This is a genomic window from Terribacillus saccharophilus, from assembly GCF_000725365.1.
GTDB classification, from domain to species: domain Bacteria; phylum Bacillota; class Bacilli; order Bacillales; family Amphibacillaceae; genus Terribacillus; species Terribacillus saccharophilus.
Window position 1 is genome coordinate 2,310,941 of record NZ_CP008876.1, and the last position, 13,732, is coordinate 2,324,672.

The window sequence follows — 13,732 nt, forward strand, 5'->3', positions numbered from 1 at the left end:
ATGTCAGAGGAATGGATTCTTTCGGGGAAAGAGCCGGGAGTGAATTATCGTGTTCAAATATATATACCAGATCAGCCCCCGCAATCAGAAGAAGGCTATCCGGTTATCTATATGCTGGATGGAAATGCTTATTTTGGATTGGGTAAAGATGTCATACGTAATCAATCGCATAACATGCTCAAAACAGGAGTGGATCCAGCAATAGTTGTAGGGATATCACTAGATGCAGAGGAGTCGGTTATCAGAGAAAGACGTTTCTATGATTTCACACCGCCAGCATCAGCTTATAAATTTCCAGATAGAATGAAATGGAAAACGACTGGGAAGCATGGAGGAGCAGAAATTTTCCTGGATTGGCTCATAGATGAGCTTCAGCCTAAAATCTTGGAGAACTACCAAGTTCAGCGGGATAAGCAATGTCTGTACGGTCATTCCTTGAGTGGTTTGTTTGCATTGTACAGCATGTTCAAGTGTCCAGAAGCTTTCCAATGCTATTTAGCTATCAGTCCTTCGATTTGGTGGAATGAGAAACATATTTATTCCTTTTTGAAGGATGCCAAGGATTCTAAGCTCTTCATTGCTGTAGGAGAAGAAGAAGGCTTCATGGTGGAAGATTCGCTTGCACTCTATCATCGTTTACCGAGTGCTATGGATGAAAAGACTGCATACTATGTTGCAGATGAGGAGAATCATGCGTCAGTCGTTCCTGCCACGCTGAGTCGCGCCTTCCGCTATTTCTTCAGCTGATCTGGTTTTTTGTTTCCTGCTCGATATCTGCTAAAATGAGAGGAAGCAATCAAAACGGAGGGATGTCCACATGCAAGCCTTTATCCGGAACGACCAATATAACAATATTAAAGAACAGGTGCAGCAGCTCGTGAATAGTTCTGCTGCTGTCAAAGATATAGACATCATTTTTGGACTCCGCTCATTAGCTGAAGAGAAGATCATGAATCGATTCGAGAAGCTCTCAGAGGAAGAGGCAGAGATGCTTAAAAGAATTCAGGGTGTGCAGGATGAAATCGATGCAGAGCTCTTTTTGGCTCAGCTGCGTCCATCCATCAAGCCGTTTCCTGCGTTAACGGAGCAGCAGCTGCGCAAGCTATTCCCGAAAGTGAAGCAATTACATGTACCGAAACTTGATGAAGTCGATTGGGAAAAGACATCCTATCTAGGGTGGAATGATTCTGGTCAGCAGGCAAAATACATGGTCGCCCCTCATGAGGACGGAATGCTGGCCGCTCGCGGCACTATGACGCCATCCTCTCAGCCAGGAATTTGCACTATCTGCAATAAGCTAGAAAGTGTAGGATTATTCATGGCAGATCCAATTGGCCGCGGCCAAGGGACGTATGTAAAACGCGGGAACTATGTGTGCAGAGATAGCGCCAAGTGTAATCGAAATCTAACAGATATAAACCGGTTCTACAGTTTCATCTCAAATCTGCATGCATCATAAATAAAAGAAGGAGCACAAGCCTTGAGGCGAGTGCTCCTTCTTTTATTCTTCGGGCAGATCAAATGTTAAATCAGCTGCTAGCAAGTCTTCTTTTTTATCAGTGATACTGGAGATACGCAATGAGAAGGAATCTTCTTCTTTGAAATCTGCCTGATCCATAAGGAAGACAACATATTTGGTGGAAGTCTGGCCGGGTTCGATCACACCAGAATCTGCTTCCAAAACATTATGGTTCAGGATTCGGTATGTTGGAGTTTCAAGAAAAGCACCCATTTCCTTCAATGGTACCGCACTTTCCCCATCATTTTTCACTTCCAGCTTCGCTGTCGCTGCAACGATTTTCTCCGGATCCTTGAAACCAGTAAAGGATTCCTCATAGGAATCTGCTGGTTTCAGCTTTGTATATTGAATCCCTTTCAGGGTCACTTCCAGCTTGTCATCAGTTTTGGACTGATCAAAGTTCTGCTCAGCCAGCATTTCCTTTTCTGCAACCGCATCTTTCGTCAGGCGGTCCGGGAAGTAGGGGTTCTCTGCTGTCACAGTGTCCGTCAAATCGGCAGACAATGGATCTGTATCTTCGTTTCCTTCTGTAACTGCTGCTTGTGCCGTCGGTGTTTTTGGCTCTTCGGCTGCTTTTTCGTCCTTACTGCAGGCTGATAAAGTTAATACAATCGCGAACAACAATGCTGCAGCTGGAATACGGAACAGTTTCATATACTTCTTTCATCCTCTCTTTTAACGAGATCGTCTTCTAGAAAATAAGTAAATAAAGACATAAATATCATACCGTAACCCTATATGGAATGAAATGAAAAGAGCCTAATTTCCTAGAAGAAAGTCTAGGAAGGGCTGGAAAAATTGGAGATGGGAGGTATCATTTCTTCCTTTTGGCTGGTAAAATGTAGGAGAGTGTGAGAAATTTATAACAAACAGAAAAGAGTTATCTCTGCCGCATTTTTTTATTGCATAAATTCCGAAGTGCGATATATATTTAGAAAGTATGAATCAGGATTGGAAGCAAGTACATTAAGTGAGGAGAACGCGGAAAATGGGGCAAAGAAGAGATCTGAAGGAATTGTCCATGTACCTAGAAGAAGACGAACGGATTTTTCTCTACGTACAAAGTAAGCTCGACGAGAGGAATGGCATCCTTGGTGTTACGCAGAACCGAATCCTGTTTACGCACAAACCGTTGATGAAACCAGCTTATCTGGATACGACGAGCTACGACAGCATCGACTATATCCTTTATACAGAAGGTACAGGGGAAGGCGAATTGTCTATCCATATGAATAATGGAGATATAAAATATGTAACAAGCCATCGTCTGATCCATCTCAAGGGTGTAAGTGATATCGTCAGGATGTTCGTTAACAATCATCAGCGTGATCTCTTGTTCCGGAATACGTTCAACCGCAAGCAATTGTTGGAATAGATAGACGCAGGGAACAGAAGTAGTAGGATGGAGAACTGTTATAGCGAGCTGCCGGGTGGTGCAAGGCAGCCAGGGAAACATCCGAACTCATCTGGGAGTGCCCAGGAGGAAATGCCTGGTCGGCTGGCGGCCGTTATCAGCTTTTGAGGGGCCGAAAAAGAGTGGTACCACAATGTCCATTGTCTCTTTAGGAGATGATGGGCATTTTTTTTATAAGGAGGAGTGCACTGTGGAAGATTGCTTTATCTGTGACAAACATGCTGGACGTTTACAAGTAAGCGGCGATTGTATTATTGAAGATGATTATATTTATTTTAGTCACATCGATAAAAAGGGAAAACCGACATATTTAGGTCATATCATGCTCGATCTGAAACGTCATGCTCCTCAAATCGGAGATATGTCAGAAGAGGAAGCGGCTGCATTCGGTATAGCGATGAAAAGAGCTGCACTCGCATTGCAGGAAACGCTGCAAGCAGAGCATGTGTACACACTTGTCTCCGGAAATGCTGTGCCCCATGTTCACATGCATATCATTCCTAGGTATACAGGAACTCCTGAAACATACTGGGGACCGATGGATGTTTACGATTGGCCTGATGCACCTTTTGGCGGAGAGTCGGAAATAAAAGAAGTCACAGCAAAACTACAATGCTTTATGAAAGAGAATTTTCATGCAAACGTTTAGCTGGACAGGCGATCAACACGCATTCTTGGATTCACCCGATGTTACGCAAATAGGGGGTCTTGTGTTAGGAAGACTTGGCGGGATGAGCCAATCCGGACAAACGAAGAACGAAGATGGGGCAGTGTTGTTGACCGGAGAGAACTGGGAGTTCCTCCTTCTGATGGATGCACATCATTCAGCAGATAGTGCTAGACTGGTTGCCGAAACTTTTCTGCAGGCCGAGCCTGAGTTACGAAAAGCTTGCGAGGCAGCATCAGCATTTGGACAAGTACCCGCATTCGTTATAGATCAATTATCCCAACCTTCTTTTCTGGAAGCATGCCGAGATGTTAAAGGAGAGACGGCATGTCTTTTTGTCTTTCGTAAAGATGAGTACATCTGGTGGCTATCCACGGGAGATTGTCTCTTTTATCTTTTCCATAATGAATTAGCGGAAATGGGTGAGTTTGAACAAAATACCCGACATTTTTATGAATGGATTGGTCAGCAGAACGCTTGGTCATTACAAGTCCCCTCCTATACAACTGGTACGCGGCAGCTAAGAAAAGGAAAGAATCGACTTTTTATGACGACAGATGGGCTGCTGGAATGTCCCGGATTGAATATGAATGGTCAAAAACTATATGATCTGTTATCCAGAATGGATGATGATGTGTTTGTGCAGCGGCTGCTTTCCGATTTGAAATCTCATTTTGTGCGGGATAGCTGTACATTTGTTTGCTGGACAATAGATGTTTCAGAGGAAGGATTGATGCCAAGTGACAAATTATAATGAACAAATAAAAGCTTTTTATCGAGCGTATTTAGAGCAAAACCCACAGGCACCACAAACTTATACAGCATGGAGCTTTGGCGGCGATGATGCGTTAGCGGATGAACTGGCTGAACTGGTCGTTCAGGGAATTAAAACAGCAACAACTTCTAATCATCTGCTATATGAACTGGAAAATGAGCCTGTCCCAGAACCTGGTCTTCATAGTATTGTTCTCGATAGAGCAGGAAATCCTCGTGCGGTGATTGAAATTATACAAGTAGAAGTAAAACCGTATAAAGAGGTTGATGAGACCTTTGCCTTCAAAGAAGGAGAAGGCGATCGTACGCTTACTTATTGGCGTTCTGTTCACGAGCCTTTCTTTACAAAGGAAATGGTAGAAATCGGACGTGATTTTTCACCTGACATGCTTGTTGTATGTGAGGAATTTGCTGTAAGGTTTATCGCTCATAAATAATTGGTGTCCTGCACACACTGTAGACAAGAAGATACAGTGGAGGGAAACTGATGAAAAAAGCGATAATATTGTTTGCGTTACTGCTTGTCTTTTCTGCTTTGACGCACCCAGTGCAAGCACAGCCTAAAAAGAACGTGATTGTGGAAACAGAGTACTACGATGGCATCGAAGAGCTGAAATACCCGCAAGTGAAGCATGCCGGAACACCGAAGCTTACGAGATTGATCAATAAAGACTTCAAGGCGTATATCGAGAAAGCTGCAGCAGCACGCAAAGAGAATATTGAAGCTGGCAAAAAGTATAATTATGACCCGGATTTTCAAACTGATTTTGAAGTCAAATATAATACAGATCGCAAGCTCAGTATCCTGATGAGCAGCTATATTTTTACCGGTGGAGCGCATGGTTCTACTGCGGTAGAATCCTTTAATTACGATTTGAAAGAAAAGAAACGCGTTTATTTAACAGATATCCTGCAAACACCCAGTCAGGTGAAGAAAGTCCAGCACTACGTCTTCACCTACGCTAAGGCAAGGCCAGAAATATTCTATCCTGATCTGAAAAAAGAGGACATACACCTAAATGAAAATACGGCCTTCTTTTTTACAGATGAAGGTATAGCGCTTGTCTTCCAGCAATACGATATTGCACCATATGTCTCCGGTAATCAAGTTATCAAAATACCTAATAAAATATACAACTAAGAAAGAAGCCATGGAAGTATGCTGCATCCATGGCTTTTTCGGGTATACCTAATTAAACATAATAGAGAAATGGGGAGAAACAAATGATTAAGTGGGGAATTCTAGGACCAGGCTCGATTGCCCATCACTTTGCGGAAGCATTGCAGAATGAAGGAGAATCCATCCTGGCGGTTGGTGCGAGGAACAAAGAAAAGGGACAAGCATTTGCAGAGCAATTCGATATACCTAGAGTGTATGAAGGATTCCAGGGTGTGCTGGATGATACTGAAGTAGATGTTGTATACATAGCGACGCCGCATGCCTTTCATTATGAAACAATCATAGAAGCCTTGAAGCATGGAAAACATGTGTTAGCTGAGAAGGCGATTACAGTAAACTCCAAGCAGCTTGATGAAATCACTGCGTTGGCGGCAGAGAAGCAGCTGATTGTGGCAGAAGCAATGACTATTTATCATATGCCGATTTATAAAGAACTACAGCAGTTGATCGATGCTGGGAAGATTGGGGACATCCAGACATTAAGTGTGAACTTTAACAGCATCAAAGAAAATGATCCGAAAAATCGTTTCTTTAATCCCGATCTGGCGGGAGGAGCACTATTGGATATAGGCGTTTATGCCTTGTCATTTGTTCGGATGTTTATCCAGGATGAGCCGAGTGAAGTGATCAGTACTGTTACGAAGCATGAAACAGGGGTAGACCAGCAGGCAGGAATCATTCTGAAAAACAAGCAAGGGCAGCTTGCTACCATCACACTATCCTTTATGGTGGAATCTCCAGAACGTGCTACTGTCATGGGTACAAAAGGATTTATTGATATTGAGAAATTCTCACGGGCCCAACATGCCACTGTTTGTTATGTAGAGCAAGATAAAACAGAAACAATAGAAGCTGGAGAGACAGAGAAGGCATTGCAGTATGAAGTAAAAGCTATGAAGGAACTCATTCAAAAGGATGTTCCACATGTAACATTGCCTTATACAAAAGATGTTATGAAGATTATGGATCAGCTTCGGAAACAATGGGAAATAAGCTTTAGCTTTGAATAAAAAAAATGCTCCGGAGACTACCGGAGCATTTTTGCTGTTTAACTCAATTTTCTGCTGTTGGCCGGAGAAAGCAATCTCTCGAACCAACCCATAACAAAGTCGGCCATTACAGCCATGAGTGCAGTCGGAATAGCGCCTGCTAATATAATGGCGCCCCCTTCTGCTGCATTCGTACCTCGGACGATAATAGAGCCTAACCCGCCAGCGCCGATGAATGTTCCGATTGTTGCGATACCAATCGCAATAACAAGCGCAGTACGCATCCCGGCCATAATGACAGATAGTGAGAGAGGGAGTTCAACCATACGCAAGATCTGGAATCTTGTCATTCCCATCGCATTTCCTGCTTCTTTCAATGTCTTATCCACACCAAGTATTCCTGTATACGTATTTTTAATAATCGGGAGAAGTGAATAAAGGAATAACGCAAGGATGACTGTGTTTGTCCCTAAACCCATCACCAGCATGAGAACAGCTAGCAATGCAAGTGCAGGTACTGTTTGGATGACATTTACAAAGGAAATGACCCAAGGACTGAGCTTGCTGTAGCGGGCAATCAATATACCGACAGGGATGCCCACGATACCAGCAAACAATACACCGTATGCAGACATAAGGAAGTGCCGATAGAACTCTGTCCAGACGTAAGCGCCGTTTTCGCTATAATATGTCATTAGTTCTTTTAAAATATCCATTGTCTCTGCACCTCCTTATTTGTCCTCAAAATAGTTATGTTCCTCTAAATATTCTCTTGCTACTGTACTAGGTTCCTTTTTCTCGATATCTGCCTGGTAGTTCAGTTCAATGATCGTTTCGTTATCGAATTTTCCTACTAACTTTTGCAAAATATCATCAATCTCCGGATGCTGCTGCAGCACTTTATTCGTTGCTACCGGAGAAGCGTCGTAAGGCGGGAAGAAATGTTTATCATCTTCCAATGTTGCTAAGTTGAATTGCTTCAATCGTGCATCTGTGGAGTAAGCTAATACGGCGTCCATTTTTCCGCTATTCAAGGCAGAGTATACAAGGCCAATCTGCATCGGGAAGATCTTGTTAAATTCAAATCCATATTCTTTTATGAATTCGTCATAGCCGATTCCTTCACGATTAATCCAGCTATTATCCACACCAAATTGATATTTATCTGCGACAGATTCAAGATCGGAGACTTTCTCCAGTCCTTCTTCGTCAGCTACATCCTGGCGTACAGACAGAACGTAGGTGTTGTCGAATCCGTAAGTGTCATACCATTTCTGGTCGAATTGCTCCTTGAATTCACGCTGCACAATCTCCATCGCTTCATCTGGATCATTTACCAGATCCATGTGGAGGGCACCGCTAAGATCAGTACCTGTATATCTTGCTGCAGATATATCTACATCACCATTGACCATTGCTTGATGCATCACGATGGAGGAGCCCAAGTTGCCGACGATTTCTGCGTGCAGATCGGTATAATGCTCAATCATGTATTTTTGAATATAGCCTAAAGTCTGTGTTTCTGATGTTGTCACGGTTCCGATTTTTATCGTATCGGCAGAGCCGCCACCAAGGCCGGGAAGCGAACAGCCAGCGAGAAGAAAGGCTGTCATCATACCAACCAAGACCAGTTTGATTCGCTTTTTCATACCTGTTGTCGCCCCTTTCTATGCTGTTTCATAATGAGTGCTCTTTGTAGTAGGAGTAAGCTTCTTCTCTACCTTGCCCAAGATGAAATCAGCAAGCAGTGCTAGGATTGTAGAAGGAATTGCTCCTGCTAAAATCAGTTCAGGCTGATATAGATTTAACCCATCAAAAATGAAATCACCAAGACCGCCAGCTCCTACGAATGATGCAAGTGTGGCCCAGCCGATCAGGTAGACGGTAGAAACGCGGATTCCTGCCATGATGATGGGAATGGCGAGCGGCAGTTCCACGCTGAAGATAAGCTGTGTATTTGTCATACCCATCCCACGGCCGGCTTCCAGTAGATTTTTATCGGTGTTTTTGATACCGATGTAAGTGTTACGTAGAATTGGAAGCATGGAATAGAAGAATAATGCAACAATTGCCGGGACCTTGCCAACACCTAAGATTGGAATGAAGAATGCCAGGATGGCGAGGCTTGGAAAGGTTTGAATGATACTGACAATACGAATGACTGTATCTGCTGCCCGATTGATCCGCGTTAGCAGGATGCCCACCGGTACAGCGACAAGGATGCCGAGCAAAACGGCAATCAATGATATATATAAATGCTCCCACGTTTTCAGGGCAAGTGTGCTGCCTTGTTCCTGGAAGAATTGAATCAATGTATCCATGTGAATTGGACCTCCTTCTTAATTGTCATCCTCATCACCCCAAATAGAATCATAAACAAGGTCTGCGAGTGTTGCTCTCGTAACGATACCTTTAAGTTTGTTTTGATCATCTACGACAGGTACATATTTAGTATGTCTTCGCAGCATTTTCTGGATTGTGTCACGTATGAGGCTGTCTTCTTTCACCTTGTAAAGTTCTGTTTCATAGATTTCACCAACGAGTGTTGATTTCTTCCTATTCTCTTCTATGTCCTCTACGTCAATGTATCCTTCAAGTGTTTGGTCGTCCCCGATTACAAGTAAGGAATCCACTCGTTTTTCCTTCATGCGCTGAATCGCTGTCGATAATGTCTCTTCTTTATGAACTGTAGCAGGTATCTTGTTCATGATCTGACCAACTGTCGTGACATCTGGTTTTGTCTGGATAAGCCGTTCTTTTCCGATGAAGGATTCTACGAATTCGTTAGCAGGATTGCGCAGAATCTCATCTGGCGTATCTACTTGAACGATTTCTCCATCCTTCATGATGACAATACGGTCTGCGAGTTTGATAGCTTCGTCCATGTCGTGGGTAACGAAAACAATCGTCTTCCCTAATCTTTTTTGAAGATCTTTGAACTCTTCTTGTAAGCCATCTCTCGTAATAGGATCTAATGCACCGAAGGGTTCATCCATCAGAATGAGAGGAGGATTGGATGCCAAAGCTCGTAGTACACCAATCCGCTGCTGCTGACCGCCACTTAGCTCCTGCGGATAACGATCAAGATATTCCTCAGGCAAATTGACCAATTTAATCAGTTCTACAGCTCGCTCACGCCGCTTTTCCTTGGACCATTGCAACAGTTTCGGGACGAGTGTGATATTTTCACTAATTGTCATATGCGGGAAAAGTCCGATTTGTTGGATGACATAGCCAATTTCTCTGCGCATCTGAACTCGATTCTGCTTCATAATATCCTTGCCATCAATCAAAATTCTTCCTTCTGATGGTTCGATAAGACGATTGACCATTTTCATACTTGTTGTTTTACCGCAGCCACTTGGACCGATAAAGCAAATGAATTCGCCTTTCTCGATCTGCAAGTTTAGGTTGTTCACAGCCTTCTTGCTGCCACTGTAGATTTTCGTAACATTCTCGAACGTCAGCACAAAAATAACCTCCTATTTAAGGTGCAAATTTATTGTCTGTGAAATCAAATGATGTTTCATTACGGACAATTTCCGTAATATATCGCATCGTTTTCTGCATCGCAATTTCAGGATCATAGGTCCTGCGATGGTTAAGCACATTGTTGAACATCCCTTGCCAAATGAGGATAGTCAATTCGTTTATCGCATCTACATTCCTCTCGCTGATTTCACCAGCTTCCAATGCCAGCTCTAGTGCAGAACGGCCGCGCTTGGACATATTGCGTTCCAGTAATGTCGGCTGTAGCTCCTCTGGAATGTTAATTAAGTCCCTGGGAAACTTCGCGTAATATCGCTCCAGCATATTTTCCGGACTATCACCTAGGTCCATGATAAAAATCGCATGGAATAGCTTTGGATGACGGAAGGAATACGTGCAAAAGCATTCCCAGGCCAGCAAATACTTTTCTAACGGTTTATCGGAACGGTTCATATAGACGACGACTTCGTCGGTGTAATCTTTAAGGAATGTCATGGATGCAAAGAAGACGAGATGAGATAGATCAGAAAAGTAATTGTATATCGTGGCACTGTTGTAGCCCGCACGATCCGCTACTTTACGGATTGTTACTTTTTCTAATCCCTCTTCGCGAATAATATCCGCTGTCGCTTCCACGAAATATTTCCACATCCGGCTTTTTTGGATTTCCTTTTTGTTCATAGTGCTTTTTTCTCCTTTACATACGCGTTCGTGCTCGCCTCCCTATGGTTGTTAAGTCGTAATCGCGTATGTTATTATAATCTCGATTAAAAAGTAATCATGATTATAAAGTATAGCATAGAAGCTTAACAATGCAAATTTACCTAGGAGGGAAGATAGAGATGGTATTCAATGTACGTGATAATCAACTGCAAATTAAGACGACTTATCCGCATCAGGTAAAAGAAATACCCCATGTTTGGATTCCAATGAGAGATGGTGTGAAATTATCGGCGAGAATCTGGCTTCCTGAAGATGCAGAAGAAACACCGGTACCAGGTATATTGGAATATATCCCGTATCGAAAAGATGATTTTACTGCGTTGCGTGATAGCATTCGCCATCCTTACTTCGCAGGTCATGGATATGCTAGTGTGCGAGTAGACATCCGCGGAAGCGGAGATTCAGAAGGTATTCTTTATGATGAGTATTTGCCGCAAGAGCAAGATGATGCTGAAGATGTTCTAAAATGGATAGCTGAACAGCCATGGTCAACGGGCAAAGTAGGTATGATCGGGAAATCATGGGGAGGATTCAATGGACTGCAGGTAGCTGCCAGAAGACCTCCAGAGCTGCAAGCGGTTATTACACTTTGTTCGACCGATGATCGTTATGCAGATGATGTCCATTATAAAGGCGGGGCACTGCTCGCATCGGATATGCTTTGGTGGGCGTCAACGATGTTTGCGTATAATGCAAGACCTGCTGATCCCGAGATCGTTGGGGAAAAGTGGCGGGAGGACTGGATTCGCCGCATGGAAGAGACACCGCCATTTGCAGAAGAATGGGTCCGGCACCAGCGACGGGATGAATATTGGAAACATGGTTCCGTAAATGAGGATTATCAGGATATAGAAGTACCTGTATTTGCTGTTGGAGGATGGGCAGACGGTTATACAAATGCTATTCCTCGGCTTTTGGAAGGTTTAAAATCACCGAAAAAAGGGCTGATTGGACCTTGGGCGCATGAATATCCGGAGGTTGCCATACCAGGGCCATCAATCGGATTCTTACAAGAATGCTTGCGTTGGTGGGATCACTGGCTGAAAGGGAAAGATACAGGCATTATGAAAGAGCCGATGCTTCGAGCCTGGATGCAGGAAAGTGTACCTCCGCAAGTCGAATATGAAGAGAGACCAGGCAGATGGATAGCAGAAACACAATGGCCCTCACCAGTTATCAAGCAGAAGCAACTGTACTTGTTCAATCAAGAACTAGGGGAAGAAGCTAGAAGCGGGTTGCCTATAAATGTTTCAAGCATGCAGCAGCATGGACTTTATGCGGGCGTGTTTTGTCCATTTGGACAGCCGGGGGATATGCCATCGGATCAACGCTTAGAAAATGGATTTTCTACAGTATTCACCAGTGCACCATTAGAAGAAAGAATGGAAATCCTCGGGGCTCCGAAACTGCATGTAGAGATAGCAAGTGATCAGGAGCAGGCGCTGTTGGCAGTTCGATTAAATGATGTTGCCCCTGATGGAAGTGTTACCCGTGTAACATGGGGAATGCTCAATTTAACGCACCGGAACAGTCACGAATTTCCGGAAAAGATAACACCAGGAGAGAAGATACAAGTAACCGTACAGCTTAATGATATTGCACATGCTATTCCTGCGGGGCACAGCTGGCAAGTAGCCGTTGCACCGACATATTGGCCGCATGCTTGGCCTTCCCCGAAAGAAGCAACCCTTACCATCTATCCTGGTGAAAAGACAAAACTGATACTGCCAACCAGGAAAGTACAATCTATCGATGATCAGCTGCCAGCATTCCAGCAGCCTGAAACAGCGCCGGTGTTGAAGAAGGAAGTATTGCGACCTGAAAGTCGAAAGCGGCAGATACAGTACGACATGGTGGAGAAAACATGGATTCTGGATGATTATTCAGATGAAGGTGCGCGTAAGCTTGCGGATAACGGAATGGAATATGGCAGTACAAACCGCAACGTTTATACAATTAAAGAAGGAGATCCGCTTTCTGCTAGTGTCCAATGTGATTGGACAATGGATATAGGGAGCGATGATTGGCAGACGCATTTGGATTTGTCCTGTCATATGTGGTGTGATGAGAAGTACTTTTATCTGAAGCATAAACTTAACGCCTTTGAGGGAGAAAAAGAAGTATTTACAAAGGAATGGAATGAAAAAATTACTAGAGATTTTATGTAAGAATAAAAGCAGGCATTTTCAGGATGCCTGCTTTATTTTTAGTTCATAGAAACTGGCCATAGTTGTCCGGAAGTATGGTTCCAGCCAAAATGCACCGATGCCTAAAGTTAATATTGTTAATAAGGCCCATCCGATAAAGCTGAGCTGTAGCAAGAATAACCTGCCCTTATTGCCGCGCATTTTTTCTTTACTTTCCCGAATAGCTTCGAAAATAGAATAGTGTGGATTCTCCCGCAAGATGTAAAGCGTCTGGGAATAACTTAAATATTTGATGATACCAGGTACAATCAATAACAAGGTCCAAAAAGTCAGCAAGACAGTCAAAATTAAACCTGTCAGCATGTACCGCCAGAAACGTCTGAAAGGTGTAAAGATGAAACTGAACGAAGGTCGATCTCCTTGAACAAAGCTTTGAAATAGCCAAGTTGTTCCTACAAAAAGTGGCATAAGCAACACATAATCCAGAAGAGTATCTCGTACAAAACTGAGCGACTCATTCTTTACGGTGATTTCTTCTCCAATTACAGTAGAAAAGCCAAACCAAGAGTCTGTTATTATCTTTATGATAAATGAAATGACGGAGAAGAGGAGGACTGCAAGTACACCTTTTCCCCAATTGCCGCTAAGACTGTCTAGTGCATCCTGTTTTAGAGTACGATTATCAATCACATATTTGTCCCCCAGCGTTTTTTCTAATGTATATGTCTCGTGCTGCATTGAGCATACCATACATTAATGGAAAAGTATGGTTGTTATTTTGAGGAGTACATGTTAAAGTGTAACTATCTTGCAAAACAAAGTAGTGGGGT

Annotated in this window: 16 protein-coding genes and 1 other annotated feature; of the genes, 9 read left to right on the forward strand and 7 right to left on the reverse strand. The window is 43.3% G+C overall.

The features are described 5' to 3' along the window. Window positions 1–747 carry an alpha/beta hydrolase gene (locus GZ22_RS11685; protein WP_051748229.1) on the forward strand — a complete coding sequence of 249 codons (747 nt, stop codon included), beginning with the start codon at window positions 1–3 and terminating at the stop codon, window positions 745–747. Between the two features lie 70 nt (window positions 748–817). After that, window positions 818–1,459, forward strand: a complete 642-nt coding sequence (locus tag GZ22_RS11690) for a FusB/FusC family EF-G-binding protein (RefSeq protein WP_038562702.1) — start codon at window positions 818–820, stop codon at window positions 1,457–1,459. A 42-nt stretch (window positions 1,460–1,501) separates the two neighbouring features. Here GZ22_RS11690 and GZ22_RS11695 read toward each other — a convergent pair whose 3' ends face one another. Continuing rightward, complete coding sequence (locus tag GZ22_RS11695) at window positions 1,502–2,173, reverse strand: hypothetical protein (RefSeq protein WP_038562703.1); 672 nt, start codon at window positions 2,171–2,173, stop codon at window positions 1,502–1,504. Between the two features lie 334 nt (window positions 2,174–2,507). Here GZ22_RS11695 and GZ22_RS11700 point away from each other — a divergent pair, with 334 nt between their 5' ends. From GZ22_RS11700 to GZ22_RS11725, 6 genes are all read left to right on the forward strand, one after another. After that, complete coding sequence (locus GZ22_RS11700) at window positions 2,508–2,894, forward strand: PH domain-containing protein (protein ID WP_038562706.1); 387 nt, start codon at window positions 2,508–2,510, stop codon at window positions 2,892–2,894. Next, window positions 2,895–3,084: a binding site (T-box leader), on the forward strand. 39 nt (window positions 3,085–3,123) lie between these two features. Then, on the forward strand, window positions 3,124–3,582 hold the full coding sequence (locus GZ22_RS11705; protein WP_038562708.1) for an HIT family protein: 459 nt from the start codon (window positions 3,124–3,126) through the stop codon (window positions 3,580–3,582). Then, window positions 3,569–4,354 (forward strand): PP2C family serine/threonine-protein phosphatase, encoded by a 786-nt coding sequence (locus tag GZ22_RS11710; RefSeq protein WP_051748231.1) that lies wholly within the window; start codon window positions 3,569–3,571, stop codon window positions 4,352–4,354. Before GZ22_RS11705 ends, GZ22_RS11710 begins: the two co-directional genes overlap by 14 nt. Continuing rightward, window positions 4,341–4,811: an ASCH domain-containing protein gene (locus GZ22_RS11715; protein ID WP_038562713.1), complete on the forward strand. Its 471-nt coding sequence runs from the start codon at window positions 4,341–4,343 to the stop codon at window positions 4,809–4,811. Before GZ22_RS11710 ends, GZ22_RS11715 begins: the two co-directional genes overlap by 14 nt. 50 nt (window positions 4,812–4,861) lie before the next feature. Next, window positions 4,862–5,515: a DUF3298 and DUF4163 domain-containing protein gene (locus GZ22_RS11720; RefSeq protein ID WP_038562715.1), complete on the forward strand. Its 654-nt coding sequence runs from the start codon at window positions 4,862–4,864 to the stop codon at window positions 5,513–5,515. Window positions 5,516–5,598: 83 nt separating this feature from the next. Further along, entirely contained in the window at window positions 5,599–6,564 is a 966-nt protein-coding gene (locus tag GZ22_RS11725) for a Gfo/Idh/MocA family protein (RefSeq protein WP_038562718.1), read from the forward strand. A 38-nt stretch (window positions 6,565–6,602) separates the two neighbouring features. Here GZ22_RS11725 and GZ22_RS11730 read toward each other — a convergent pair whose 3' ends face one another. Genes GZ22_RS11730 through GZ22_RS11750 form a run of 5 tightly spaced genes read right to left on the reverse strand, consistent with a single transcriptional unit; the run spans window position 6,603 to window position 10,713 of the window. Continuing rightward, window positions 6,603–7,259 (reverse strand): ABC transporter permease, encoded by a 657-nt coding sequence (locus GZ22_RS11730; RefSeq protein ID WP_038562719.1) that lies wholly within the window; start codon window positions 7,257–7,259, stop codon window positions 6,603–6,605. 15 nt (window positions 7,260–7,274) lie between these two features. Continuing rightward, entirely contained in the window at window positions 7,275–8,192 is a 918-nt protein-coding gene (locus GZ22_RS11735) for an osmoprotectant ABC transporter substrate-binding protein (RefSeq protein WP_038562720.1), read from the reverse strand. An 18-nt stretch (window positions 8,193–8,210) separates the two neighbouring features. Then, the gene (locus tag GZ22_RS11740) at window positions 8,211–8,864 is read right to left on the reverse strand and encodes an ABC transporter permease (RefSeq protein ID WP_038562723.1); all 654 of its coding nucleotides are present in this window, start codon (window positions 8,862–8,864) and stop codon (window positions 8,211–8,213) included. A gap of 18 nt (window positions 8,865–8,882) precedes the next feature. Further along, a complete protein-coding gene (locus tag GZ22_RS11745) occupies window positions 8,883–10,013 on the reverse strand; it encodes a betaine/proline/choline family ABC transporter ATP-binding protein (RefSeq protein WP_038562725.1) in 1,131 nt (376 codons plus the stop codon). 16 nt (window positions 10,014–10,029) lie between these two features. Continuing rightward, window positions 10,030–10,713 (reverse strand): TetR/AcrR family transcriptional regulator, encoded by a 684-nt coding sequence (locus tag GZ22_RS11750; protein ID WP_038562727.1) that lies wholly within the window; start codon window positions 10,711–10,713, stop codon window positions 10,030–10,032. 161 nt (window positions 10,714–10,874) lie between these two features. Between GZ22_RS11750 and GZ22_RS11755 the strand changes: the two genes are divergently transcribed. Further along, window positions 10,875–12,923, forward strand: a complete 2,049-nt coding sequence (locus GZ22_RS11755; RefSeq protein WP_174416615.1) for a CocE/NonD family hydrolase — start codon at window positions 10,875–10,877, stop codon at window positions 12,921–12,923. A gap of 18 nt (window positions 12,924–12,941) precedes the next feature. On the opposite strand, the gene GZ22_RS11760 is transcribed toward GZ22_RS11755, so the two are convergent. Then, window positions 12,942–13,592 (reverse strand): DUF975 family protein, encoded by a 651-nt coding sequence (locus GZ22_RS11760; RefSeq protein ID WP_038562729.1) that lies wholly within the window; start codon window positions 13,590–13,592, stop codon window positions 12,942–12,944. Window positions 13,593–13,732: the final 140 nt, after the last annotated feature.